Genomic DNA, 25,009 nt, shown 5'->3' on the forward strand with positions numbered 1-25,009 from the left:
CAACGGTATACTTCGTTAATAACTACCTCGGAAGCATAATCATCCCTCTCTGAGTATTCGGCGACCGAATGTCAAAGCTACAATTAGCATAACAAATCCTACAACGCTCTGGAAACCATACTGCTGAACCCACTCTGGGAATACCTTCATGACTTTAAATAATTGCCCACCAATCATAGGTCCTAAGAAAGATGTAACACCCGTTATCGCCGCAAACATCGCAATGAACATCGGACGTTCACTCTTCGGTGTATCTCCGATTGTAAAGTTGAATACTAATTGATTGAATCCCCCTACACCTATCCCTAACAAAACATGTGAGATTATCAATACAAGTAGTACAGGAAGGAACGACAGCATTCCCCAAGCGAGGCAGGATCCAGCTATGATGGGTAAAGTCCAGAACAGTAATGTTTTATTGCTATATCTAGCATTTAAGCTGCCCCAAATATAAAAACTCGACATCATAGCAATGGTCTGAACAACCGTTAACAATGAGACGGTCTGATAGTTAATATGTAATAAATCAAGCATGACATAAGAATATAATGGTACAACTAACGTCTGCAGAAATAACCAAGACGCTAAAAAAATAGTGGATTTCATAAATGATGCATCCCGAAGCGGCTTCTTCATCATAGGCATGATCTTGTTCTCTGTTGATCGTTCGAAAGGTAGATCTGGATAGAAAAAGAACGTAACAATATTCATAAGCCCAAAAATCCATGCAAGGATAAATAATATTAAGAACCCTGTACTTTCAGAATGAGTATCTAATATTCTGCCGCCCATAAAAATCATGACGCTTCCCAATGCATTCAAAATGGTATTACGAATCCCAAAATATCTTCCCCTTACCCCCTCAGGAACCATATCACTAAGGAGTGATGTCCATAATACGTTGATTACGTTATTCGCCAAAAATGCTGAAGCGTAAAGAATAATAAAGACCGGTACCCACCATTCTTTGTCCAATACAAATGGAATGAGTCCTGTAGAGCCCCATAACGTCCTTTGAATTGCGATAAATATAACAAGTGTCCATTTACGACTCTGCAATTTCTGAACCATAAATGCGATAAATACTTGCAGGATGTTGACTAACGTTGTAATCGAGAGAACAAATCCTACCACACTTGAATCCGCACCTAAGTACAATAGATATCCGGTGAGAAAGGGCCCTCCTAGTAACATCTGGAAAATAACAGTAGAAATCCCCTCTGTTGTTGCAATGAACAAATGTTTGCGTTGAAGCGATAATTTCCGCCTTCTCTTATAAGCCATACGAATCTGGATGCACTCCTCTACAAATCTCTCTTTTGTCCCCATTCTACACGCAAGTACCCGTCTGTCAATCTTATTTATGTAATCGTTGTGTGCGCTTACATATTCCCCAAATAATGTGCAATTTAACGACGAACAGACAACTCAATATCATCTCCCACCCAATCGAATATTTACCATAAATATCAAATATCCTTGACATGCTCATATATGAATACAGATCGTTCTGGATCTACCTTTTGAAATAAAGAAATAGAGAGGTATAATTACTATGTTCTTAATGTTGTTATTATCACAGAAAAAGGGGATATTCACTTGTCATCTTGGCTAAATAAATCATATATACTGTCTCTCAGTCTCCTTGCTTCACTCGGGGTTATGGCTCTAATCTACAACGTTTTAAATTCAATGACGCACAACTCATTTGTGCTTTCCTCGCCCATCGATAATCTGATTCCTCTAGTGCCTGCCATGAGTATTCCATATTTAGGTTGGTATCCATTTATTTTTCTAGCAATGGCCTATTTGTGCTGGAAGGATCGTCAACTTTATTTCCGAACACTTCTTTCGATGAACATTAGTGTAGCCGTCTGCTATTTGATATATTTCTATTTTCAAACAACCGTACCTCGCCCAATCGTTACCGGTCATAGCTGGGATCGTCAGATGCTGAATTGGATCTATGGAAATGATAAACCGTTCAACTGTTTCCCAAGCATTCACTCCCTGTACTCTTTCCTCGTGATGCGTGGCGCTTGGAACTCAAAGAAAATATCCCTCCGCACAAAAGCCATTTTCTCGATGTGTTCACTAACCATTATCATTGCTACTTTTATGATCAAGCAGCATGTGATTTACGATGCGATTAGTGCAATTCTTTTGGGGGAAACCGTATTTATTCTCATTCTATCTAGTGTAAAGTTCCATAAAAGGAACCGTAGCAAATGGTATGAGCGTTATAGTTCGTAATAATATCTAATACTTTCATATTTTTTCCTTCGATTTTTCCAAATTACTACATTATTTAATAACATTTGGACAAAACCAAGGAAAAAATATTTAAAATTAGTGATATTTTGGCCAAAAGTGTGATTTTTTTCACATATTTGAGATATAGATCATGGTACCATTTCCTTATAGAAATTGGATAATCTAATTCGCCTATACAATAAACTGTTGTAATTTCATTATTTTGAATAGCAAAATGTGTTCCTTTGTTATAATGGTTCACATTTTAATATATTAAATTTAATTCAAATGGGGGAAATTCAAATGAAAAAGAAATGGTCTATCCTATTATGTAGTTTGATGATGGTCGGGGTACTTGCAGCATGCGGTAACAATAATAAAGCAGCTGAACCAACAACTACTGAGCCAACTACGGAAGCTACTGCTCCGGCAGCAACACAAGGTCAATATAAGGACGGAGCATATTACGCTGAAGGTGACTTTGATGCAGAGAGCGGATGGAAACCTTATATTGTGCTAACCGTTAAAGAAGGTAAAATCGCAACAGCAGATTGGAATTTCGTGAGTTCCAAGCTTGGACCTGACAAGAAAACACTAGATAAGGCTGGTAAATATGGCATGAAAGAAAAAGGCAAAGCACAAGCGAATTGGTATGAGCAAGCTGCGTTAGCTGAGAAATTCTTAATTGAGAAACAAGACCCTGCTGCCATTACATTAGATGCAGAAGGTAAAACGGATGCTATTTCAGGCGTATCTATTCACGTAGGCGACTTAACTACTTTAGCTAAGAAAGCGTTGGATGCCGGCCCTGCTGAACCTGGAACTCTTAAAGATGGGACATATCATGCTGAAGCAGATGCTTTTGACGCCTCCTCTGGTTGGAAAGATACCGTTGATCTTACCGTTGCTAACGGCAAAATCATGCATGCTTTCTTCAGTGGTGTAAATGAAGCTGGAGAAGATAAACAAGCGAACTCTGTTGAAGGTAAATACGGTATGAAGGCCAATGGTGGATCTGCTGCTGAATGGCACGAAGAGGCTCAAGCAGCTCAAGCTTTCTTGATTGAGAAACAAGATCCAGCTGCAATTACGTTGAATGCAGAAGGTAAAACAGATGCTATTTCTGGGGTAACCATTCATGTGTCTAACTTTGTTACACTGTCACAAAAGGCGCTTGAATCTGCCAAATAATCACGATCTACAGGTGAATTATTGTTCCCATTAAATATTGAAATACATCCGACATATAACGAGGTGAACTATCAGTGAAGAAAATTGTTCTTTTAGGCGGAGGTTATGGCGGTGTTCTCACCGCCAAGAAATTAGCTAACAAATTCAAGAAAAATAACGACGTTCAAATTCAATTGATTGATCGTAACCCGTATCACACACTCTTAACAGAACTTCATGAGGTAGCAGCTAATCGTACCCCAGAAGATGCAATTAAGATTGATCTGAAGAAGATTTTTGCCAATCAAAAGGTGGATGTTGTCCTTGATAACATTCTCAATATTGATTTCGAGGGTAAAAAGTTAACATCAGACAAAGCAACATATGACTATGATTATTTGGTCATCGGTACAGGTAGTAAACCAACGTTCTTCGGAATTCCAGGGGCAGAAGAAAATGCATTTACGTTGTGGTCTTTCGAAGATGCCGTTCGATTGAAAGAGCAAATTCGTAACATGTTCAGTGAAGCGGCCAAAGAAACAGATCCCGTTATTCGTAAGACAAAACTCTCCTTCGTTGTTGTAGGAGCTGGATTTACGGGTGTGGAACTGATCGGTGAAATGGCTGAGTTCCGCGATGAGTTGTGTAAAGAATTCTACATTGACGCTAAGGATGTTCGCCTAGTCGTTGCAGATATGGCATCTAAGATTCTACCTATTCTGCCAGATAAGTTAATCGCTAAATCAGAAGCGTATCTCCGTAAAAAGGGTGTTGAAATCGTTACAAATGCCAAAATTACAGGAGTTGATCCAACCGCTGTCAAGCTTGGTGATACTGAGATTTCAGCTAACACGATTGTTTGGACAGCTGGTGTTGAAGGTTCTGATCTCGTAGGTTCATTAGACGTGAAGCAACAAGGTCGCAGACGTATTGAAACCAATGACAAATTACAAAGCTTAGATCATGAGAATGTGTATGTTGTTGGAGACAATATTTTCTTCATTCCAGAAGGAGAGTCTCGTCCAGTTCCTCAGATGGTTGAGAACGCAGAACATGCTGCTCCACTGATTGCACATAACATTCATGCAGATGTGACAGGTAAAGCGAAGAAATCTTACAAACCTGCTTTTCACGGAACAATGGTTTCTATCGGTAGCCGTTATGGTGTCGCCAATGTAGGACTTCCTAATAAAATGTTTATGCTTACTGGATTTATGGCTATGGTATCCAAGCACTTTATTAATCTCTTCTATTTATCTACGGTTGCTGGCTTCAATAAAATATGGACTTATATGATGCATGAATTCTTTCATGTTGAGAATCGTAGAAGTTTCTTAGGAGGTCACTTCTCCAAGCGGTCACCGAATTTCTGGCTTGTACCACTCCGTATCTATTTAGGATATATGTGGCTTCATGAAGGTTGGGGGAAAATCGGTAAGATATGGGATGATCCATCGCGTATTTTCTTGATCCCTGCATCTCCTATCGCTGATGTTACCTCAGCAGCAAGTGAAGCTGTAACGGCCGTTGCTCAGACCGTCGATGCTCAAGCAGCAGCTTCTGCGGTCCAAACAACAGGTGAGACATTAACAGCTCTACCCGTACCTGGTTTCATTACTAGCATAATGAATGTATTTATGGATTTATTCTTTTACAACTCAGATGGTGGCTATACCGTATTGGCTCAAGTATTCCAGACGTGTATGGTTCTTGCAGAACTTACTTTCGGTGTACTACTCATTCTTGGTCTGTTCACAGCGGTATCTTCGATTGCAACAATCGGTATGGGCGTTATGATCTGGACTTCAGGTATGGCACCTTATGAAATGCTGTGGTATGTAACGGCTGCAATTGCTACCATCGGTGGTTCAGGAAGCGTATTTGGTCTTGACTACTATGTACTTCCTTGGCTGAAACGACAATGGAAGAAGATCCCGCTCGTTAGACGATGGTACTTATTTACAGACTGACATTTCACATCAGAACTTTAGATATACATTAGAGTAATGTGCAAATCGCACATTACTCTCCTTATTTTATATGGTCTTGAAGGTATGAAAACCGATCCAAGGGGTGAAGCATATGAACACAAAACTTATGAATGAAACCTTCCTACTACTCCAGTCTGAGTGTTCGCCGAAGGCTGGAATTACGTTTCGCATCGATCTTACAGAAATACTGGATACGGAGTCCTTACTGAATAGTTATGATTTAGCTTATGAGCGTAAAGTACATCTTCTCGCACTCTATACTGTGCTTTCGCTTGCTACAAGCCGTCATAAAGACTGCCATCATTCTGATCCGAATCTAACCCGCAAGGTGCTAGATGGTGATTATTTATACAGTCTATATATTCAATTAGCCGTCCAGTTTGAAGAAATCGATCTGATATCATACCTAGCGCCCCACATTAAGAAATGGCAGATCCGAGGTGCTGAAGGACATTCCGGAGTTCAGATGTTATCCACCTGCTTGGAACAGTTCTTAGATCTTGAATTCAGACGGGATACCTATACCACAACCGTAGAACAGGTAGGTTAACAACATGACACTACATGAGACTCTGAATATCAATTTACGACGAATCAACAAGACCATTGAAGATATTGTTAGATTAGATAGAGACGTTCCAGCATCTTCTGTTCTATCTAAAAGTATCCTTGCACTTATTCGATCTGGAGGCAAAAGACTGCGCCCTTTGATGGTTGTTGTAGGGAGTCGGTTTGGCACCCTTCCAACTGGCAAACTACAGCTCCAATTGGCTGCTGCTGCTGAATTCATTCATGCTTCTTCTCTGATTCATGATGACATTATTGACCAATCCGATATGCGACGGGGTCAAAGTGCCATGCATACGATAACGGGAGTATCTGAGGCCGTTCATATTGGCAGTTACATGTCTGCCCGTGTGATTGAACTCCTATCTAGCTATTCCTCTAATAAAGATCGTTATATTCATGACTTATCAGCCGTCGCGACAGCCCAACTGTGTCTTGGAGAGTATGAACAACTGGAACATAGGTATGATTATGATCTAACCTTAGAGCAATACTTAGAGAAATCGAGAAATAAAACAGCTCAATTAATGGCAACTTGTTTACGGGTTGGCGCTTTATCTACGGAAGCTGATCCTGGAGTTGCAGACCTCCTATACACATTTGGTGAGCATCTAGGAATGTCATTTCAAATCCAGGATGATTTATTAGACTTTACTCAGACGCCTGATGTACTTGGCAAGCCTTCAGGAAGTGATCTTATCCAAGGACAAGTCACGTTGCCTGTCATCTACGCCTTGCAAAGACCTGAGCTTGCGCCTACCATTCGAGCTATTCATAGCGGGTCCACTCCTCTGGAGATTCAGGAAGCTATTAGTATCATTTGTTCATCTGGCGCATTACAACAAACAGAACAGCTTAGTCATGATTATTTAAACAAAGCTCAAGGCATTATTGAACAGTTATCCTCTTTCCCTGCACATCATGATCTTCAAGCTTTGCTCGATTATTTTGCAGGACGTGATCATTAAGGTAAGATCTACTTGATCTTCTACAAGAATAAGACCCTCCCTCATCATGTTCAAATGATGTAGAGAGGGTCTTATTCTTATTGCACTGTAGTTCAATGATTTAGGCGATTAGAAAGTAATCCAATAAGGTACAAGCTACGATTACCATACTTATCACTTGATTAAGATTATAAGCAGCAATCTTCATTAATCTAGGTTGGTGAGGCTTGATAATCCCATGCTCCGTCATGAGCAATATAGCCGCAATACCTAATCCGATAAGATACATCCAACTCAAATCTCTGAAATAGTAAAGAAATAATAACAAGATAAGCATAATAATATGCATCGCTTTAGCCATCCATAGTGCGATTTTCAGACCGAAGAAGCTAGGAATGGACCACAATCCATGCTTACGGTCGAATTCAATATCTTGCGTACCATAGATAACATCGAAGCCGGCGATCCAGAGCATTACAATGGTTCCGAGCACAAAGGGTGTGAACGCGAACTCTCCTGTCACCGCAAACCATGCTCCAATCGGTGCAGATGCGATTACAAATCCAAGGTAAAGATGGCTGAGCCATGTAAACCGCTTCGTATATGAATATACCGTAATGAGGAGAATCCCCACCGGGGACAATATCATACACAATGGATTTAACATCGCGGCTGCGATCACAAAGATAAGATAATTGACGATTACAAAAACAATAACTTCACGCGTCCCAAGTAATCTCTGTGGAAGATGCCTTGATGCGGTACGCGGATTCTGTTCATCAAACTTCCGGTCTGCCAGTCTATTGAAAGCATTAGCTCCATTACGTGCACCAATGAGGGCAATTAATCCCCAGATCATAATCCACCACGATGGCCAACCCCCTGCTGCCCATACCATGGAAATCACAGCGAAAGGCAACGAAAATAACGTATGTGAGAACATAACCAATTCACCAAATTGTTTACCTTTATGCAACATTGCTCTAGTCGTCATATGCAATTCACCATTCATCCTCAACGAGAATCCCTTCCTACCCCTACTGTACTTCCTCCTCGGACGGTTCCAATCCTGCTAACACTACCTCTAGCTCCTTAAGCATCTCCTGTATGTCCCTATCTTCAATGACCAGAGGAGGTTGAAATGCCAATACATTACGATGTACCCCATTCTTCCCGATTAGGAAACCTTGTTCCTTCATTTCCTCAAGTACTCGATCCACTAAGATAGCTCCAACATCAGGATTAGATGCCATTAGCTCCACGCCAATCATTAATCCCTTACCACGAACTTCAGAGATCATTGTTCCATACCTGTTCATGAGCTGTTCTAGTCCTTGCTTGAGGATATGACCAAGCTCATCAGAACGCTCAACTAATCTCCCTTCACGGATGTACGCAAGAACTGCCATCCCCGTAACGGAAGAAACAGGATTCCCGCCGAATGTCGAAGCTGATGGCCGATTTAAAGATGCTGCAATATGATTTGTAGTTGCAAATGCCCCAATAGGAACGCCATTCCCTAGCGCCTTCGCCATAGAAATGATATCAGGTACGACGTCGAAATGTTCGATAGCAAACATCCGACCCGTCCGTCCAAACCCCGTCTGAATTTCATCAGCGATCATAAGCACCCCATACGCTTCCAGACGTGTTTTCACTTCCTGTAAATACCCATCTGGCGGTACGATGATGCCCCCATTGCCTTGGATAGGCTCAATGATCAAAGCTGCAATGGTATGTCCTTGTTCCTCAAGTACCTTATCAAGTGCCTTAAGGGAATCTTGTGCTGCCTCTTCAGGAGCAACTCCTGTACGAAAGGGGCGTGGAATGAAGTACACCTCTTCCTCTAAAAAGGGATCTGTACGCCACATGGACAACCCTGTCACACTCATCGTTAGGTTACTTCGACCATGCAGTCCTTGTTCAAGAGCGATAAAGCCTTTACGCCCCGTGTGCATTCTTGCTAATAGAAGTGCTCCTTCATTAGCTTCAGTACCACTGTTAACAAAAAACGTCCGTCGTAATGCTCCAGGCAATAGCTCAGCAAGCCGTTCTGCCAAGTCTACAACTGGCTGTGTTAAATATATCGCAGTCGTGTGCTGTAGCTTCCCAAGCTGACTGATCGTCGCACCCGTGATGGCAGGATTACAATGTCCACAGGCTACAACAGAGACACCTGCAAAAAAGTCCGTATATTCCTTTCCTTGCTCATCGTAAAGATATTGCATTGACCCTTTCACGATCTGAGGTGGGTTCTGATAGAAATGCTGAGTACAGGGATAAAAGTATGATGCTCGCTTTGCCTTGATCCCTTCGGGTCCAATATAGTGTTCTGTCATCGATTTCATATGGATTCTCCCTCTCGTCTGATATGCCAGTAGAATATCGTTGTATCAATCAATTAAAATGCAATGAACCTAATGTATATCCGGCATACACGGGATCAAGCTGTTCAAACAGCTCGCCTGTAGAGGTTTGTTCCATAATGGCTGCCTTATAAGCGCAAATTATGGCACGTAACTGACTCACAGAGTAGGTGGCTCCCTCAATTCGAAAGTGAGACAATCCTGCCTCCGCTAATTCTTTCACCAAGGGAAGATAACAGATTTCTTTGGCCATTGTCAGATGATTCCGACCATGTTGATCACGATATACCGGATTCTCGCCCTTATCTGTCATCAGCACTAGGATCGAATTATCGACATAATGATTATTTTCTTCTCCAACGGATTCTTGTACCTCCGTGTTTGCATAGAGATCATGTTCCATATACATAACCGTAGGGGATCCATGGACCACAGCTTCCAAAGGTAAGGTAGAGTGCTCAAGTAGTCCAGTAAAGTGATCTGCTGTCATCTCAGGTGATATCGTCAATCTCTGAATCCCTAGACCAGCATACATCTCAGCGCTTAAGTGATTATATATATTCAAGCTAGTATCGCCTACCATTGGATAACCCTTATCTGCAAATGCGTGAATAGCCCCACTATTAGTCACGACTATACCGTCAATTCCTAAACGTTCTCGAGAGAGTAATTCGCCATATTGTTCAAAATGGAGCTCCGTCATCATACGAGGCAACCCAAGATATAACTTGGTTGCACCTTTGATGGCACTTAGTTCGATGATGTTCTTCTTCGTAAATGGTACATCTGGTAGATACACATCACCTGAAAGATATAGATGATCAATGCCTTCTTCTATCGCCATACGAGCCTGTTCTATATTGTTCACGCGAACACTTAACTCTGGACGAGTAGATTGTTCTATGCGTTGTACTTGTGCCAGTCTCTCCTTTAGCTCGGCCACGCGTCCTATCGTCAATGAACGTTCAGCTGTTGGAGTACTAAATACTTTGCCTGTGCTATAGAACTTGCCGGTACCTTCGTACCTCCGATTCATATTAGACAATCCCGGTTTACCGAAGGCATAGGCGGTGGAGAAATCCCGTTTACGATTCTCGTGTAACTTGTCACTATCCACTGTGCGATCAAATCCGATTGGGTCTTCAATATACCGATCAATGGCCTCCCCATAACTGTTGATCAATAACAAGATGAAGTTTACATCCCGCATCCGACCTTCGATTTTGAACGAACAAATACCTGACTCAATCAACTCTGGGATATTCTCGTACATATACATATCTTTCACAGCAAGCGGATAATCTGCTGGATAGATATTGCCGTCTTTCTTCACACGATATTCCCAACGACAGGGCTTCATACACTTACCACGACTACCACTCATCCCGAACACGGCAGAACTGAAGTGACAGTTAGCCCCATGTGCTACACACATATCTCCATGAATGAAATACTCTAGTTCCATGCCACTTTGGCTCCAAATATATCTCGCTGTTTGTAGATCCATTTCTCTTGATGTGACGACACGAGTCACACCAAGCTCTTGTAGCAATCGAACGGTTTCTAAATTGTGGACATTCATCATCACTGAGGCATGAACAAGGAGATTCAGTCCCATCTCTTGAATCAGCATCACTACAGCATAGTCCTGCACAATCAGAGCATCGACATGTGCTCCTTCGAGAAAACGCAGGTAATCCTTGGCCTCTTCTACATCATCCTCACTGAGTAGGTTATTCACCGTAACATATACTTTTTTATGTAATTCATGTGCTATCTCAGTCGCTTGAACAATCTCTTCTAATGAGAAGTTGTAGCCTTTGCGCATCATACGCATATTCAGACTCGGTCCACCCAAGTACACCGCATCACAAGGTGCTTGAATTACTTCCTTGAAAATATCAAACGTGCCAACCGGTGCAAGTAGTTCTATTTCTTTTCCATTAAAGAACCGTGCCATAACAATCGCCCCCACCATGAAGTAGTTAACTCTTTACAACGTCCACAACTCTCCAGTTCCATAACCCGACATCCACACCATTGCAATGAGCATGATAATGAAGAAACCTATAAATATTGTATCTCGACTTCTCCATACCAGACTGTGATACTTTGTACGTGGTTCTCCCATACGGAATCCACGAGATTCCATAGAATGAACCAGATCTTCGGCCCTTCTGAATGCACCTACCGTCACAGGAACCAGTAGTGAAACAAGCATTTTCCCTTTCTCTTTCCAGGGAAGTTCTCTTACGTCTGCCCCGCGAGATGCTTGTGCCTTGAGTATAATCTGGGCTTCCTCCAGAATCGACGGAATAAACCGAAGCGCAATGCTGACCATTAAGGTGAAGCGATCAGGTGATACTCGTATAACCTTTAATGGCTTCAGCACGCCCTCTAACCCTTGGTTAAGACGACCCGGTGTCGTCGTGAAGGTTAGAATCGCTGTAAAGGAAACTAGGAATACCATTCGTAACACAGAGAATAATCCTAATTTGAACCCTTCAACATATAGATTCCATGAACCAATACTCAGAAGTATCGCCCCGTTCTTATCGACTACCTTTATACACTGAACAATAAATATGAATAACATTAATACCCATAATGGCTTAGCAGCCCTAATGAAATATTTAATATGAATACGAGTTAATGCGATAATAGCTAAGGAGAACACGACAACACAAGCCATCTCTAACCATGTGTTGGACAAAATGATTATCACAACATACAACATCATCGCTATCATCTTTGCACGAGGATCAATACTGTGCACCCAGGAGCCTGTATCGATCGTTCGGCCGATTAGCAATTTCTCGCTCATCTCGATCCCTCTTCCCTTCAAACGTCCTCCGCGCTAACCAATTCTGCAATCCGCTTAGACATCGCCTCTGCACTCAAGCAAGGATCTTCTCCACTTAATCCGAATTTCTCGGATATCGCTCGCCAATAGCGTATAGACTGCGGAATGACAATACCGTAAGATTCCATTTGATCAGCTTGTTCGATCAAGGCTTTCACCGTCCCTTGAAATACAGTTCTACCTTCGTGCAGAATAACCCACTGATTTGCAAAAGGAAGTAACTCATCCATGCGATGTGTCACAATAATGACCGTCCTTCCTTCTTCCCGACATAGTCGATGTAACAATTGAATTAATTCCGCTCTACTTACGGGATCAAGCGTCGCTGTTGGTTCATCGAGCACTACTATTTCAGGGTCCATCGCTAACACAGAAGCAATAGCTACCTTACGCATTTGTCCACCACTCAGTTGAAATGGATTACGTGAAAGTAGGCTTTCATCCAACCCCATTTTCTCCATCGCTTTGCGCGCTCGTTCTTTGGCTTCATCCACGCTACAACCGAAATTTATTGGACCGAAGCATAAGTCCTTCTCAACTGTATCTTCAAATAATTGCTGTTCAGGAAATTGAAAGACCAGCCCTACTCTTTTGCGCAATTGATGAAGCTTAGGTGCCTTTTCTCCGCCTCTCAGCGTAATATCAAGCACCTGTACAGTCCCTGAGGTGGGTTTCAGTATCCCATTGAACATCTGGAGTAGTGTAGACTTGCCCGAACCTGTGGCTCCAGCAATACCTGCCAATATGCCTGATTCCAAATGTAAATTGACTCCTTGTAGGGCCGCTTGGCTCCACATGCTGTTGGCATCGTACTCATAATTTACTTTCTCAAATGTAATGGCCATAGTGCCTCCATAAGTTCCTTTTCGCAATTGGGAATCGAAATATCCAAGCCGTACCTGTGCAACTCCCTCGTAAGTTGAAAGGCGAAGGGTGCGATGACATGACTCATCTCAAGAATTTTCTCATCCTGAAATAGTTCAGTTGGTGTTCGGTCGGCAATCAGTTTACCTTCGTGCAATACGAGCACTCGCTCAGATGCAGCTATCTCTTGTGCATCATGGGTTATCGAGATAATGGTGTACCTGCCACTCTTATGCATATCCGACAGAATATTCAACAGTTCATTTCGTGTCTTCTCATCCAACATGGATGATGCTTCATCAAAGATAACTACCTCAGGCTCCATACTTAGAATGGACGCAATGGCTACACGTTGCTTTTGACCTCCCGACAGCTCGCTTGGATGCTTGTATAGTAGATCCGTGATGCCTAGCCTCGCCGCATAAGACTTGACTCTCTCCTCCATCACTTCTATAGAAAGACATTGGCCCTCAAGACCAAATACAATATCCTCTTCTACTGTAGCTCCAATAAATTGATTGTCTGGATTCTGAAACACCATACCTATCGTCTGCCGGATCTTTCCTATCGTATCTGATTGTAATTCTAAGCCCTTCACCTTAATGGAACCCTCACCTTTGGGAAGGAGAGCATTCATGAGCTTCACAAGGGTTGATTTGCCACAACCATTTGCTCCGACAAGTGTCACCCATTGCCCTTGTGGAATGCTGAGAGTAATATCATCGATAACCGGTAGGTCTTTGCCGTATCCATAACTTACCCCGACAAGTTCAATAGTTGGAGAATATGGACTTGGCATCACATTAGGATTTCTTACTGTCTCTTCCACTACATTCGTCGTACCATGAGGTCCTTTCAAGTCACGTTGCTTCATGTCTTCACCCTCTTCCTATCGGTTAATCTGAAATTCCTCAAACAAAGATAGCTTAGTTAAAGACGGCACTAGATATTTGACAGCTATACCAACCAGAATTCCTGTTACCAAACCCGTTATCAACAGCAGGGGCATATAATAGTAAATATTCGAACTTTGGAAGACGATAGATGCTGCTGTAATTTGTCCGAAGTTATGTCCCACACCACCTACAATACTTACACCAATCAGACTGACTTGATTACGTCCCAATTTCATAACCAAGAACATCACAACAAAACTAAACAACGATCCAAAAAGGCTAAACAACATGCTTGAGAAGGTTCCGAATATAAAGGCCGTAATAATCGTCTTTAGTATGACTAACATCAGTGCATCTCGACCTCGTAAGAAGTATAAGCAGGTCAGAATCATGATATTGGCTAGCCCTAGTTTGGCACCTGGTATTTGCAAATTCACAGGAATAATAGATTCTACAATACTTAGAACGACAGCTACTGCAGCAAAGATCGCGATAATAACAGTTCTCTTCAACATTTGGGTCGATTCTTCAGTTGATAACGGCATCCAGCTCATCTCCTACATCTTGTACTCCGTTTATTTCAACCATCACGCGATGGGGCAAACAAATAATGCTCTGTTTCGATTTCTTAATAAATCCAAAAGTGAGGCATACTTTATCCGGACAATCTGTATCGTACATTTCAACACCATAATCATGTACCTTTACAACATTCGTCCCTCGTTCCGATTTAATTTCGATAATTTGTTCCTCTTTGGTTAACTCGACGGTCTTATACAACTTACCATTTAGAGTAATGTCAGCCGTAAGCAGTTTATTGTGATTGTTTTCACTTTCATCTCCAGGCAACCATCTAGGAACCAAGAAGAATAACGCCACAGCAGCAATGATAACAATGATTAGTAGGTCTCCGCGTTTCATGGATAACTCCCTTATATTTTAATTATCTAAATCTTAGATGCTTTAAGTATACCTAGCTTGTGGAATTGCTAAATATGACATATATCATATCTTTACTTACAATTTTAAATATAATTTATGGCGTACTGATGATATTTAAATACCCGTCCTCGTGTGTCATCTATCTCAACCTACCCTGAAAATCAATATGTTGCGTAAATAGGTTGATATCAGAATTTATATGTGTTATACTATGAAAAGTGTTAAAATTTAATCCCCTAAGCGTTCCTCGCAAGAAGAATAACCCTTCACCTAATGAAGTTGAAATTTCTATTTTGTTAAAACCCAAATTGAGTAGATTTTTGAAGACGTTTCTGATTCACACTGGCGCGGTCATTGGAGCCGTAAGGACAAAAGAGAGGTAGGGCTTTTGTTGTGTTGGAAGTCAATTATTCTGTAACACCAATGCTAAAGGGACCGACTGTAGCCGAAACATCATGGCTAACGGGATTAAATATATAGCTTGTCATGCTGCAAGCTCAAGCTAAAGCACCCTGAATCCACATTCCGGGTGCTTTTCAAATGATACGAACTATTTCTCACGAGAAAGGGATGTGCCCTCCTTATTACCTAAGGAAGACACATCCCTTTCTCGCTTATTTCTCTACCGTTCACAACTAGCACACCTATCACATATCCTACTATAAAAGGAGTGATTAGCCCTATGCCAAATAATCGAATCATTGTAGATCTCTCAGATCGAAATTTATATTTACTCGACGGTGATCGTGTCATTAGATCCTTTCCCGTAGGGATCGGAAAGATGTTAACAAGGACTCCTGCCGGTGAATACACGATTATTAACAAACAGCTGAATCCAGGTGGCCCATTTGGGGTGTTATGGATGGGTCTATCCAAACCCCACTATGGTATTCATGGCACGGATGACCCTGATTCTATTGGGAGAGAAGTATCCCACGGATGTATTCGAATGTACAACAGTGACGTCCTTGATCTTTCTCCGCTAGCCCCTATAAATACACGTGTAACGATCCGCCCTTGAATAACTTATCGGACAGCTCCACTCACAATTTTGAGCACAGAAATACGGTTAAGCTTGGACTTCCCTGATACGATAGCATCTAATGTTCCCGTCGCAAGTGCAAGAGGGATCTTGCAGAAATTATAAATGGGATCTAACTGAATACGACTCGTATACGATTCAGCAATCTTCAAATTCTGACGTGCATAATCCAACATTTCCTCAAAGCTCCATCCTGGCGGATGAAAATTCACACCACGCTCTGAGTCCTCTGAACGATTACTAATAATATTGACAAGCTGTAATCCTCGTCCAAATGCGACACTTTGATCCTTGTTAACATCATTTTCTCCGTACAACGTCCATAAATCAGACAGCATAATCCCAACTAGACCCGCTACATAATAGGTGTAATCATCTAAATCTTCTTTATTCTGAATGTTCCAATTCTTTATCGCCCACTCCGCCATTCCATGTGCCATGGTCGCAGTATAACGACATATCAGTTCTTTTGTTTGTTGTGGTGCCAACTTGATCCAATCTGTCATTCGAAGACTAACTTCGGGGAGTTCCTTCACATAAGGTGCAAATAAGGACGTGAAATCTTCTTCTGTATACGTCTGATTCAATAATATAGAAATCGATTGTAACAGAGAAATCTTATCTTCCTTAGGAAGCGTCTCGTGATCTTCGATCTCATCAATAGCTCTCATACTTAAGTACCCTGCTGTAACAGCTTCTCGGAGCCCGGGTCCTAGATGGCTAATTGGAATAATAAATGTTCGACTAGTCTGTGCTAATACTTTCGTAGCATCTTTTAGCAATGCAGCATTCCCTTGCACAAATCCACTTCCTCTCACACCGTTACAGTTTCTTTTTTCACTCTTAGTATATGATTTATTCATCATACAATACATTTACCCCAGATGCACATGACGATTACCTCATTAATTACTCTAATCGATCCTTATCAACATCTTACGATACAAATATCATGTATTCCATAAAACAAGCATATATATGAGACAGGTTGTTAGGGATTTATTTAGGGAGCTGTGTATATGCAATCATTTCAAAAATACGCAATTGTTGTACTTGGAAGTTTACTAATCGCTATCGGTACAGACTTCTACCTCGTTCCCTACAAAGTATTAGATGGCGGAATCATTGGCATCGCATTGATTATAAATTACATTTTTGGCTTTAGAATTGGACTGGTTATCTTATTATGTAGTATCCCTATCTTCATCGTGGCATGGGTGCGTAATCGTGCCTTCTTTTATAACAGCTTAACTGGCATGCTTGTTTCGTCTCTTTTTATAGAGCTATTAGCACCGTTCCAATACCATTTTCTCTATTATATTGAATTAGGGCCGCTTACTAGTTCCATGTTCGGTGGATTTCTACTCGGTACTGGACTAGGCTTAATGTTGCGCTTTGAGACAAGTACTGGCGGAACGGATCTACTCGCTAATTTAATATCCAAATATATGCGTTTGAATGTGGGAGTCATCATATTCCTAACCGATGGGCTTATTATTGGGGTAGGGGGACTTCTTATCTCCTGGGAGACCTTCTTCTATTCGGTGATTTCAATCGTCTCAGGGGGCATCGCAACAAGTATTTGTACGTTAAAAAACTGATCTATTCAAAATAGCTGTGAGAAAAGAAGATATCATTCCTCCTTTATCACAGCTAGCTTTACATCATCTCTTACCCTTTAGGTTTCACGAATAATGCAGCAAAGAAAGAGAAAATAATTGCTGCTGATATCCCGGCACTCGTTACCTTAAATATTCCGGTGATAATACCGATCCATCCATCTTCCTTCAATTCTGTTATTGCTCCATGCACCAAGGCATTACCAAAGCTCGTAATCGGAACTGAAGCACCGGCACCGGCAAATTTAATAAGTGGTTCGTACCACCCTATTCCATCTAATACTGCACCTATCACGACAAGTAAGGTCATCGTGTGCGCAGGGTCGAGCTTAAACACATCGAAACAAATTTGTCCAAACACACATATAGCACCACCAACTAGAAAAGCCCATAAAAATATCATGAAATACTCCTCCCAGCTTCGATAGAAACCGCATGTGCGATACAAGGAATACTTTCCCCTTGCTGAAAGCTTATCGGTGATAGAAGCGCCCCCGTTGCAACAACAAGAATCCGTTTGAGTTCCCCTTTGCGCATACGATTAAGTAAATGTCCATAGGTTACGACAGCTGAACAGCCGCACCCACTCGCACCCGATTGAACCATCTGTGTATCATAATCGTAAATCATCATTCCGCAATCCTTATATTCAGTCTGTTGCATTGGAATCTTATGCTTCTTCAACAGTTCACAAGCGATTTCATACCCAACTTTGGACAGATCACCTGTTACTATTAAATCGTAATGACCTGGCTGTATTTTCAAATCACGGAAATGAGCTTCCATGGTATCCACCGCAGCGGGAGCCATAGCAGCACCCATATTAAATGGATCTGTTATTCCCATATCGATAACCCTTCCGATCGTAGCAGAGGTCACTACAGGACCTTCCCCTTTGGCTGATACAATGGCCGCTCCTGCACCAGTTACCGTATATTGCGCCGTTGGCGGTTTCTGTGATCCGTACTCTGTCGGGTAGCGAAACTGCTTCTCTACGCTTGCATTATGACTACATGTACCCGCTAACGCATGATGAGCAGATCCCGAATTCACTATCATCGAAGCGAGTGCCAAGCTTTCCATGGATGTCGCACAAGCACCAAATACACCAAGGTACGGAATAGATAATGTTCGTGCTGCGAAGCTACTACTAATGATCTGATTCATCAAATCACCACCGACATAGAACTGAACTTGCTCTTTCGTCAATCCAGCATTCTCAATTGCCAGTTTGGCGGCTTCTTCAATCAATACTTTCTCAGCCTTCTCCCAGCTATCCTCGTTGAGCATAGAATCTTCGTGAATAATGCTGAAATCATTGGCCAGCGGACCCCTTCCTTCAAAAGGTCCCACAACCGTTGCCGTTCCAAGGATTACCGGCTTATTCTCAAACACCCAACTCTGATGTCCCTTTAACATGTTACGATCCTCCTCCACCTTGAATGATCCATGTTAAAATACCCACTACAAACGCGGCTACCGTACCAAACACGATAACTGGACCCGCAATCTTAAACATTTGTCCACCGACACCAAGAACGATCCCTTCACTGCGATGCTCGATTGCTGCGGACGCCATAGCATTCGCAAACCCGGTCACAGGCACAGCCGTGCCAGCTCCTGACCATTGAGCCAATTTGTCATATACACCAAAGCTCGTCAATATAACGGATATCAGAATCATTACGGCAACTGTAGGATCGGCCGCCGTTTTCTCCGTAAACCCAGCCCAGTGCACAAACATTTCTTGTATCGCTTGCCCAATCAGGCAAAGCACCCCACCTGTGATAAAAGCATGAAGGCAGTTTTTGAGAACAGGTCTTGGTGGTTCGATTCTCTGTGCCAGTTCCTGATACTCCTGTTGGGTTGGGGTTAATTTTTTCTTTTTGTTGTTTGCCATATAGTTATGCCTCCATTTCTAAAATACTCTTGTGATAATTATCGAGTGAGTATCGGTCTAAGTTCATTGATTACATTTTCCATGCTGATAGCGCATTGCTCATACATTTGTTTCACTTGTTGATTGTCAGTAGACAAACTGAACATTTCTAGATCCGCTTCACACTTCTTCAAAGTCGCAAATAATGTAGCCTTATTCTGTGATTTCGGTACAATAATCTGATCATCATATAAATCAACGAAGAGCTCCCCATAAGAGTCAACCTGACCAAGAAACACATTCTCAATGGAGACACCTATTTTCTCCAACTCCGTATCTAACCATCTCTTATTTAATCCAATCGTTGCTAACGGTTCATACATGATGTTTCCATCCATAATGACGCATTGCGTTTCTTGTTCTGGTGCAATCTTTATACCCAAATGACTAGCTGTAAGTGGTTGATTTTCTCTTGTTAATAAGACGTTCACTTCTCCGCTTGATTCCATTACGGCAAATTCTACGTCTGCCAATCTGAATACATCCTTACTTCTTAATTGTTCTAATAACTCATCTGTTGTAAGTCGTTCTTTTTTTAAATTTTCCTCGAGTACTTTACCATCTTTAATCAGGATTGTTGATTTACCATCTAAGAGGTTTCTGGCCATTTTACTTTTAATCGTTAAATATTCGATACCAAAGGAACATGCCACCCAAACAATCAACGATATAAGGCCCAAGTGCCAGGTATCCATTTCAATTGGAATGGTGGCTGCAAGACTACCAATTGTAATTCCAGTTATGTACTCGAATAAAGAAAGCTGGGATACCTGCCTTTTACCTAGTAGCTTTGTCATAAAGAAAAGAACGACAATAGTTAAGATGGTACGTAAAGAAACAATTAACCACTCCTGCATATTGACATACCTCTTTCCAATTCGTTTTTGTTATTACACAGTAAGATGTCCTTTAAGAGATGTTTTTAACCAAATTCAACATATTTTTTAGTTAACAAAAATGATGTATGGCTTTAGCAAAAACCGGATAAGATATGATTCGTTACTTCCTTACGCAAATAAAAAAATGATAAGGAGGTGAAACAGATGACTGTTGCTTCTCAAGTAAAAACATGCTTAGCTTCTTTAAAAGGTGCTCAAGCCAGCCTTGAACAATTCGCTATTGAAACGCAAAACCAAGAAGCAAAAACAACATTTACGAATGCAGCTGAACAAGCTCAACAAATCGTGACGCAAGTAGAAACACGTGTACAGCAATTAGAGAACGAAGAACCTCAATATAAAGGATTCTAAGATAAAATTACATGAGGATTGCCAAAAAAACCACGGATTCCACAGCCTTCAGGCATGTGGTAATCCGTGGTTTTTTTTGTTTTTTTTACGATCCATATACACTAAAAATGGATATTGTCCCATCTTTATTAGAAACCCACACGAGAACAACAAATGATTAATATATTGACGATGTAAGGAGGTGATACATCTTGTTAAGACATCAGAAACCTATCGTCATCGAAGTTCTTGCGGCTCGAAAAGTTCTGATTGTAGCAGCAAGAGGGAATCACCATAGACACCTCTGCTAGTTTGATTCTCATTCCCCCATCTTCATTAGAAACCCACACGAGAACTGCGAATGATTAATATATTGTACTAGTAAGGGAGGTGATACTCATGTGTGGACATAGACACCATAGACGCCATAGACACCACAAAACGATTGAAGTCGTTCTAAGACCTGGTCAAAGACTTTTAGTTAAAGCTAAAAGACGTCATCATCGACATCATCATAGACACTGTTGTTAACAATCAACACGCTATAAATTCACACTGTGATAGCTGACCTACTAGTAAAGGAGGTGATACTCATGTGTGGACATAGACGCCATAGACGCCATAGACACCACAAAACGATTGAAGTCGTTCTAAGACCTGGTCAAAGACTTTTAGTTAAAGCTAAAAGACGTCATCATCGTCATCATCACAGACACTGTTTTTAGTAAGCATCTCTATCAGAGAAGGAGTTCACCCTCCTTCTCCCTCCCCTTTACAAGCAAATTACAGAGCACTAAATACTTACATAGCATTATAAAGGAGGTGATATTCATGTGTGGACATAGACGCCGTAGACACCACAGAACGATTGAAATCGTTCTAAGACCTGGTCAAAGACTTTTAGTTAAAGCTAAAAGACGTCATCATCGCCATCATCACAGACACTGTTGTTGCTAGTAATCATCTCTATGGGAGAAGGAGAGTTTCTTTCCTCCTCCCTCCCTTATATAAGTTGTAATACAACACCCAATATGAGTACATAACATTAGTTGATCCATTCGTTTAGAATCTCGCTACAACAAGCACATCCACATGCCTTGCTGCACGCAGTAATCGTTTCACCACAGAACCTTTCCTTATCACCTGAATGAATCCAAGCTTAGATTGACCTACGATAATCTGAGTCACTTTATGCTCGTTTGCTTGGGTAATGAGAACCGTTGCAATATGCGCGCGACGTCTCGCTTGTAGTATATTAAAGTGACCGCCTAAACGTTCCGTTAGCTTCTCTAACGCCTCAATGCGTACTGAATCTTCTTCTTTCGTTTCTGTATCCTCTAACTGGACATAGGTTACGTACCAAGTTGCTTTGAGGCGATGCGCAATTCGAAATCCTCTACGTATTAAGCTTTCCGCATGAGCTGTTAATTCTACACACACGTATATCACTTCTTCCCGCCGCCAAGGTCCTCTTAATGAACTTGTTCGTTGCCAAGATTCCAATCGCTCATCCACATCGTCTGCTATCTCTCTTAGCGCAAGCTCACGCAAAGCGATCAGGTTACCCGTCTTAAAGAAATTACCGAGCGATTGTTCAACCTTGTCGAGCGCGTACACCTTCCCTTCCCTTATTCTTTGTTGAAGAGACTGAGGCGCTACATCAATTAACTGTACTTCGTCCGCTAGATGTAAAATATGATCAGGTACAGTTTCCCTTACACGAACGCCTGTAATTTGTTCCACAGCATCATTCAGACTCTCTAAATGCTGTACATTCATTGTCGTAATGACAGAAATACCCGCATTCAGAATTTCAATCACATCTTCAAACCTTTTCTTATTCTTACTCCCTGGAACATTGGTATGTGCTAACTCATCCACGAGGACAACATCGGGAGCCTGTCTAATAATTTCCTCCGTATCCATTTCCTCTAGACGCGCGCCTCGGTAATCTATGATTTTCCTTGGAATCGTTCCAAGCGATCCTACCTGAGCCCCTGTCTCTTTACGACCATGCGTTTCAAGAAGACCAATCGTCACATTCGTTCCAATCCGCTCTAAATCATTTCCTTCTCGAAGCATGGTGTATGTTTTACCAACACCAGGTGCAGACCCAATATATACTTTGAATTGTCCCCGTTTAATTCTTTCAATTTGCTGGTCTACCTCTTCAGAGCTTAAACGCCGATACAGCGAGCTTTCTTCAGGACCCTTCAGCTTGGTTGGTAGAATACGTTCCCCCTCATGTTCTGCACGATCTGCAATCACAAATACATCCACGTTGCGTGTCTTTTTCAAGATGTCATGGATAATTGAACCTTGCCAGCATTCCTGCCAGAGCGTTTGCTTCGAATGACCCAACACGATCCGTGTTGCTCGATGCTCCATCGCATACTTAACCAATATATTAGGAAGCGCCCTCCTCGAACTGAAAGGAAGCTCCTCAAATTCACCATTCACTTTTTTAACGAGTTTAACTAGGGACCTTTTAAACGTTTCAGCTTCTCTGCTCATCTTATCTTGTGGGTTCCGAAAGCTAATCACGCACAGATCCCCATTTAGCCTTTTAGCAATTTGTTGGCCTCTTCGAACATAAATCGAACTATTCCAATGATATTGAGCGGATACTAGAATTTTTTCAGTTACACCTGTTGGGCCAAAATTCCCCATCTCATCATTATGCTTCTCCAGTGAATCATTAACACCCTCAGCAACATGACGCAGAGCAAGTTCGCGTAGTATCGCTATATTACCCCTTTTGAAGACAAGATCTGTCTCTGCTTGACTGAGTTGAAATTTCCCTGTCGCAATCCGACTCAATAGTGTTTCTGGTGTTACATCAATCAATCGAACTTCATCCGCTAAGGAAAGCGTATTGGCTGGTACGGTTTCTTTCACTTCAATACCCGTCATTCTACTAGCTACTTCTCGAACACCTTCTAGATCATATATATTTGCCGTGGTAATGACACTAATTCCCTGACTAAGTAAGTGCTGAATATCCTCAAGTCTTGTCATAAAGCGTGCATTTGGTCTATTTCGATGAGCAATCGCGTCCACTAGAACCACTTCTGGATTTCTTTCTAGCAGAACGTCTATATTTAAATCCTTTTGTTCTATTCCATTCTTCATCCAATGAATACTCGGTACACGCTCTAGATCAGCAAGTTGTTCCACTGTCTCAGATCGTTGAGAAGTTGTAACCGCACAAATAACCACATCTATCCCTTGCTGCTTAAGAAGTTGCCCTTCTCTTAGCATATGATACGTTTTCCCTGAACCACTCACAGCTCCAATGAGAATTTCTAATCGGCCGCGATGCAACTTATAGATAGACATAAGGATTTCTTCTGGCGTTTTTCTTTTGAAGGTTTCCATCGTCGCTTCATCCTTTACTGAATTTCTACAATCAAGTAGAACCGGCTACGCCATCCTTCTACAAGGACGGCACCCGTTTACGCGGAAATATAAGGAATAGCGTATGAAGTGAACCTTATACGCTATTCCTTATATTCTTTTAAAAAAAGCCAAAACAAGTGGATGAAATCCGAAATGCCTTGGCTTTTAAGTAGGTATAAATGAGATGAGACACTATTTTATTTGATCGATTGCCAAGATCAGATGCATCCAGCTTGGTAATCCATCATCTCTACTATTTCTTAACTTTTTCCCCCAAATCGATGTTCAACAACAATACGTTGACTCTTGGCTCCCCGAACACGCCCAAGTCACGTTCTTTCGTATGAATATCCACCAACTCCTGAAGCATAGCTTGATCTAATCCAGTCAGTTTGCTGATTCTTGGTATTTGTGCTTTGGCAGAAGCTGGTGAAATATCTGGATCTAGTCCTGAACCTGAGTTCGTTACTAGATCAATCGGTAGCTGTTCTAAAGGAACATCCGGGTTAGCGGCTTCCCAAGCAACCATCGATTCTTGGATCCGTTTCACTAATTCTGGGTTAGACGGTGCATAGTTGTTGGAACCAGAACCTGCCCCATTGTTCTCAATGCTCGATACACGACCTTGGAAGAATGCAGGATTGGTAAATGTCTGTCCAATGAGCTCGGAACCAACCACTTTACCCTCTCTATCTTTCACCATACTACCATTCGCTTGTGAAGGGAAAATCACTTGTGCTATACCTGTACTCACCGTGGGATAAATGATACCGCAAAGTACGATCATTACGAGACTGACACGTATAGCGATACCTATGATTGAATTCTTCTTATGGGACGAATCTATATTGTTCATTGCTATTTCCTGCCTTTCCCTATTATAGTCTATGGCATTTAACGCATGCCATCTTATTCCTGAGGC

Annotated in this window: 24 protein-coding genes; 8 read left to right on the forward strand and 16 right to left on the reverse strand. The window is 41.6% G+C overall.

What is annotated here, in order from left to right; genetic code table 11:
• Positions 1-39: 39 nt before the first annotated feature.
• On the reverse strand, positions 40-1,284 hold the full coding sequence (locus BW961_RS21025; protein ID WP_244556013.1) for an MFS transporter: 1,245 nt from the start codon (positions 1,282-1,284) through the stop codon (positions 40-42).
• 315 nt (positions 1,285-1,599) lie between these two features.
• On the opposite strand from BW961_RS21025, the gene BW961_RS21030 reads away from it, so the two are divergent.
• From BW961_RS21030 to BW961_RS21050, 5 genes are all read left to right on the forward strand, one after another.
• A complete protein-coding gene (locus BW961_RS21030) occupies positions 1,600-2,253 on the forward strand; it encodes a phosphatase PAP2 family protein (RefSeq protein WP_068591923.1) in 654 nt (217 codons plus the stop codon).
• A gap of 303 nt (positions 2,254-2,556) precedes the next feature.
• Positions 2,557-3,444 carry an FMN-binding protein gene (locus BW961_RS21035; RefSeq protein WP_068591926.1) on the forward strand — a complete coding sequence of 296 codons (888 nt, stop codon included), beginning with the start codon at positions 2,557-2,559 and terminating at the stop codon, positions 3,442-3,444.
• 74 nt (positions 3,445-3,518) lie between these two features.
• Positions 3,519-5,393: an FAD-dependent oxidoreductase gene (locus tag BW961_RS21040; protein ID WP_068591929.1), complete on the forward strand. Its 1,875-nt coding sequence runs from the start codon at positions 3,519-3,521 to the stop codon at positions 5,391-5,393.
• A gap of 112 nt (positions 5,394-5,505) precedes the next feature.
• Positions 5,506-5,964 (forward strand): hypothetical protein, encoded by a 459-nt coding sequence (locus tag BW961_RS21045; protein ID WP_068591931.1) that lies wholly within the window; start codon positions 5,506-5,508, stop codon positions 5,962-5,964.
• Positions 5,965-5,968: 4 nt separating this feature from the next.
• A complete protein-coding gene (locus BW961_RS21050; protein WP_068591933.1) occupies positions 5,969-6,949 on the forward strand; it encodes a polyprenyl synthetase family protein in 981 nt (326 codons plus the stop codon).
• A 100-nt stretch (positions 6,950-7,049) separates the two neighbouring features.
• Here the strand turns inward: BW961_RS21050 and BW961_RS21055 are convergent, their stop codons facing one another.
• The 8 genes from BW961_RS21055 to BW961_RS21085 are packed head-to-tail and all read right to left on the reverse strand — an operon-like array spanning position 7,050 to position 14,838.
• Positions 7,050-7,940 carry a UbiA-like polyprenyltransferase gene (locus BW961_RS21055; protein ID WP_248912534.1) on the reverse strand — a complete coding sequence of 297 codons (891 nt, stop codon included), beginning with the start codon at positions 7,938-7,940 and terminating at the stop codon, positions 7,050-7,052.
• A gap of 25 nt (positions 7,941-7,965) precedes the next feature.
• Positions 7,966-9,276: an aspartate aminotransferase family protein gene (locus tag BW961_RS21060; protein ID WP_394327654.1), complete on the reverse strand. Its 1,311-nt coding sequence runs from the start codon at positions 9,274-9,276 to the stop codon at positions 7,966-7,968.
• A 49-nt stretch (positions 9,277-9,325) separates the two neighbouring features.
• Positions 9,326-11,254 carry a peptidase U32 family protein gene (locus BW961_RS21065; RefSeq protein ID WP_068591935.1) on the reverse strand — a complete coding sequence of 643 codons (1,929 nt, stop codon included), beginning with the start codon at positions 11,252-11,254 and terminating at the stop codon, positions 9,326-9,328.
• Positions 11,255-11,287: 33 nt separating this feature from the next.
• Positions 11,288-12,118: an energy-coupling factor transporter transmembrane component T family protein gene (locus tag BW961_RS21070; RefSeq protein ID WP_068592096.1), complete on the reverse strand. Its 831-nt coding sequence runs from the start codon at positions 12,116-12,118 to the stop codon at positions 11,288-11,290.
• 17 nt (positions 12,119-12,135) lie between these two features.
• A complete protein-coding gene (locus BW961_RS21075; RefSeq protein WP_068591937.1) occupies positions 12,136-13,002 on the reverse strand; it encodes an energy-coupling factor transporter ATPase in 867 nt (288 codons plus the stop codon).
• Entirely contained in the window at positions 12,978-13,895 is a 918-nt protein-coding gene (locus BW961_RS29585) for an ATP-binding cassette domain-containing protein (RefSeq protein WP_244556014.1), read from the reverse strand. Before BW961_RS29585 ends, BW961_RS21075 begins: the two co-directional genes overlap by 25 nt.
• 15 nt (positions 13,896-13,910) lie before the next feature.
• Positions 13,911-14,462, reverse strand: coding sequence for a Gx transporter family protein (locus tag BW961_RS29590; protein ID WP_068591939.1), 552 nt, complete (start codon positions 14,460-14,462; stop codon positions 13,911-13,913).
• The gene (locus BW961_RS21085) at positions 14,446-14,838 is read right to left on the reverse strand and encodes a NusG domain II-containing protein (RefSeq protein WP_068591941.1); all 393 of its coding nucleotides are present in this window, start codon (positions 14,836-14,838) and stop codon (positions 14,446-14,448) included. The genes BW961_RS29590 and BW961_RS21085 overlap by 17 nt, the downstream gene beginning before the upstream one ends.
• A 703-nt stretch (positions 14,839-15,541) precedes the next feature.
• Between BW961_RS21085 and BW961_RS21090 the strand changes: the two genes are divergently transcribed.
• Complete coding sequence (locus BW961_RS21090; RefSeq protein ID WP_068591943.1) at positions 15,542-15,880, forward strand: L,D-transpeptidase; 339 nt, start codon at positions 15,542-15,544, stop codon at positions 15,878-15,880.
• Between the two features lie 5 nt (positions 15,881-15,885).
• Here the strand turns inward: BW961_RS21090 and BW961_RS21095 are convergent, their stop codons facing one another.
• Positions 15,886-16,767, reverse strand: a complete 882-nt coding sequence (locus BW961_RS21095) for a squalene/phytoene synthase family protein (protein WP_244556015.1) — start codon at positions 16,765-16,767, stop codon at positions 15,886-15,888.
• A 153-nt stretch (positions 16,768-16,920) separates the two neighbouring features.
• Between BW961_RS21095 and BW961_RS21100 the strand changes: the two genes are divergently transcribed.
• Positions 16,921-17,502, forward strand: a complete 582-nt coding sequence (locus BW961_RS21100; RefSeq protein ID WP_068591945.1) for a YitT family protein — start codon at positions 16,921-16,923, stop codon at positions 17,500-17,502.
• A 70-nt stretch (positions 17,503-17,572) separates the two neighbouring features.
• Here BW961_RS21100 and spoVAE read toward each other — a convergent pair whose 3' ends face one another.
• The 4 genes from spoVAE to BW961_RS21120 are packed head-to-tail and all read right to left on the reverse strand — an operon-like array spanning position 17,573 to position 20,316.
• Positions 17,573-17,923: a stage V sporulation protein AE gene (gene spoVAE / locus BW961_RS21105; RefSeq protein WP_068591948.1), complete on the reverse strand. Its 351-nt coding sequence runs from the start codon at positions 17,921-17,923 to the stop codon at positions 17,573-17,575.
• Complete coding sequence (spoVAD, locus tag BW961_RS21110; protein ID WP_068591950.1) at positions 17,920-18,939, reverse strand: stage V sporulation protein AD; 1,020 nt, start codon at positions 18,937-18,939, stop codon at positions 17,920-17,922. The genes spoVAE and spoVAD overlap by 4 nt, the downstream gene beginning before the upstream one ends.
• A gap of 1 nt (position 18,940) precedes the next feature.
• A complete protein-coding gene (gene spoVAC / locus BW961_RS21115; RefSeq protein ID WP_068591952.1) occupies positions 18,941-19,420 on the reverse strand; it encodes a stage V sporulation protein AC in 480 nt (159 codons plus the stop codon).
• 38 nt (positions 19,421-19,458) lie between these two features.
• Positions 19,459-20,316: a DUF421 domain-containing protein gene (locus BW961_RS21120; RefSeq protein ID WP_068591954.1), complete on the reverse strand. Its 858-nt coding sequence runs from the start codon at positions 20,314-20,316 to the stop codon at positions 19,459-19,461.
• Positions 20,317-20,502: 186 nt separating this feature from the next.
• Between BW961_RS21120 and BW961_RS21125 the strand changes: the two genes are divergently transcribed.
• Positions 20,503-20,709, forward strand: coding sequence for a DUF1657 domain-containing protein (locus tag BW961_RS21125; RefSeq protein WP_068591956.1), 207 nt, complete (start codon positions 20,503-20,505; stop codon positions 20,707-20,709).
• 1,041 nt (positions 20,710-21,750) lie between these two features.
• On the opposite strand, the gene BW961_RS21130 is transcribed toward BW961_RS21125, so the two are convergent.
• Together BW961_RS21130 and kdpC are read right to left on the reverse strand one after the other, a co-directional pair.
• Entirely contained in the window at positions 21,751-24,066 is a 2,316-nt protein-coding gene (locus BW961_RS21130; protein WP_068591958.1) for a universal stress protein, read from the reverse strand.
• Positions 24,067-24,340: 274 nt separating this feature from the next.
• Positions 24,341-24,943: a potassium-transporting ATPase subunit KdpC gene (kdpC, locus tag BW961_RS21135; RefSeq protein WP_068591960.1), complete on the reverse strand. Its 603-nt coding sequence runs from the start codon at positions 24,941-24,943 to the stop codon at positions 24,341-24,343.
• Between the last annotated feature and the right edge of the window lie 66 nt (positions 24,944-25,009).

Source organism: Paenibacillus macquariensis, from assembly GCF_900156375.1.
Lineage (GTDB): Bacteria > Bacillota > Bacilli > Paenibacillales > Paenibacillaceae > Paenibacillus_AQ > Paenibacillus_AQ macquariensis.

What these genes read in the sequence shown, in the direction of transcription:
- BW961_RS21100 (WP_068591945.1), top strand. Translation starts at nt 16,921, where the DNA reads ATGCAATCATTTCAAAAATACGCAATTGTTGTACTTGGAAGTTTACTA.
- kdpC (WP_068591960.1), bottom strand. Translation starts at nt 24,943, where the DNA reads ATGAACAATATAGATTCGTCCCATAAGAAGAATTCAATCATAGGTATC.
- BW961_RS21025 (WP_244556013.1), bottom strand. Translation starts at nt 1,284, where the DNA reads ATGGCTTATAAGAGAAGGCGGAAATTATCGCTTCAACGCAAACATTTG.
- BW961_RS21065 (WP_068591935.1), bottom strand. Translation starts at nt 11,254, where the DNA reads ATGGCACGGTTCTTTAATGGAAAAGAAATAGAACTACTTGCACCGGTT.
- BW961_RS21125 (WP_068591956.1), top strand. Translation starts at nt 20,503, where the DNA reads ATGACTGTTGCTTCTCAAGTAAAAACATGCTTAGCTTCTTTAAAAGGT.
- BW961_RS21070 (WP_068592096.1), bottom strand. Translation starts at nt 12,118, where the DNA reads ATGAGCGAGAAATTGCTAATCGGCCGAACGATCGATACAGGCTCCTGG.
- BW961_RS21045 (WP_068591931.1), top strand. Translation starts at nt 5,506, where the DNA reads ATGAACACAAAACTTATGAATGAAACCTTCCTACTACTCCAGTCTGAG.
- BW961_RS21095 (WP_244556015.1), bottom strand. Translation starts at nt 16,767, where the DNA reads ATGATGAATAAATCATATACTAAGAGTGAAAAAAGAAACTGTAACGGT.
- BW961_RS21050 (WP_068591933.1), top strand. Translation starts at nt 5,969, where the DNA reads ATGACACTACATGAGACTCTGAATATCAATTTACGACGAATCAACAAG.
- spoVAC (WP_068591952.1), bottom strand. Translation starts at nt 19,420, where the DNA reads ATGGCAAACAACAAAAAGAAAAAATTAACCCCAACCCAACAGGAGTAT.
- BW961_RS21035 (WP_068591926.1), top strand. Translation starts at nt 2,557, where the DNA reads ATGAAAAAGAAATGGTCTATCCTATTATGTAGTTTGATGATGGTCGGG.
- spoVAD (WP_068591950.1), bottom strand. Translation starts at nt 18,939, where the DNA reads ATGTTAAAGGGACATCAGAGTTGGGTGTTTGAGAATAAGCCGGTAATC.
- spoVAE (WP_068591948.1), bottom strand. Translation starts at nt 17,923, where the DNA reads ATGATATTTTTATGGGCTTTTCTAGTTGGTGGTGCTATATGTGTGTTT.
- BW961_RS21060 (WP_394327654.1), bottom strand. Translation starts at nt 9,276, where the DNA reads ATGAAATCGATGACAGAACACTATATTGGACCCGAAGGGATCAAGGCA.
- BW961_RS21055 (WP_248912534.1), bottom strand. Translation starts at nt 7,940, where the DNA reads ATGAATGGTGAATTGCATATGACGACTAGAGCAATGTTGCATAAAGGT.
- BW961_RS21090 (WP_068591943.1), top strand. Translation starts at nt 15,542, where the DNA reads ATGCCAAATAATCGAATCATTGTAGATCTCTCAGATCGAAATTTATAT.
- BW961_RS29585 (WP_244556014.1), bottom strand. Translation starts at nt 13,895, where the DNA reads ATGAAGCAACGTGACTTGAAAGGACCTCATGGTACGACGAATGTAGTG.
- BW961_RS21085 (WP_068591941.1), bottom strand. Translation starts at nt 14,838, where the DNA reads ATGAAACGCGGAGACCTACTAATCATTGTTATCATTGCTGCTGTGGCG.
- BW961_RS21130 (WP_068591958.1), bottom strand. Translation starts at nt 24,066, where the DNA reads ATGGAAACCTTCAAAAGAAAAACGCCAGAAGAAATCCTTATGTCTATC.
- BW961_RS21075 (WP_068591937.1), bottom strand. Translation starts at nt 13,002, where the DNA reads ATGGCCATTACATTTGAGAAAGTAAATTATGAGTACGATGCCAACAGC.
- BW961_RS29590 (WP_068591939.1), bottom strand. Translation starts at nt 14,462, where the DNA reads ATGCCGTTATCAACTGAAGAATCGACCCAAATGTTGAAGAGAACTGTT.
- BW961_RS21120 (WP_068591954.1), bottom strand. Translation starts at nt 20,316, where the DNA reads ATGCAGGAGTGGTTAATTGTTTCTTTACGTACCATCTTAACTATTGTC.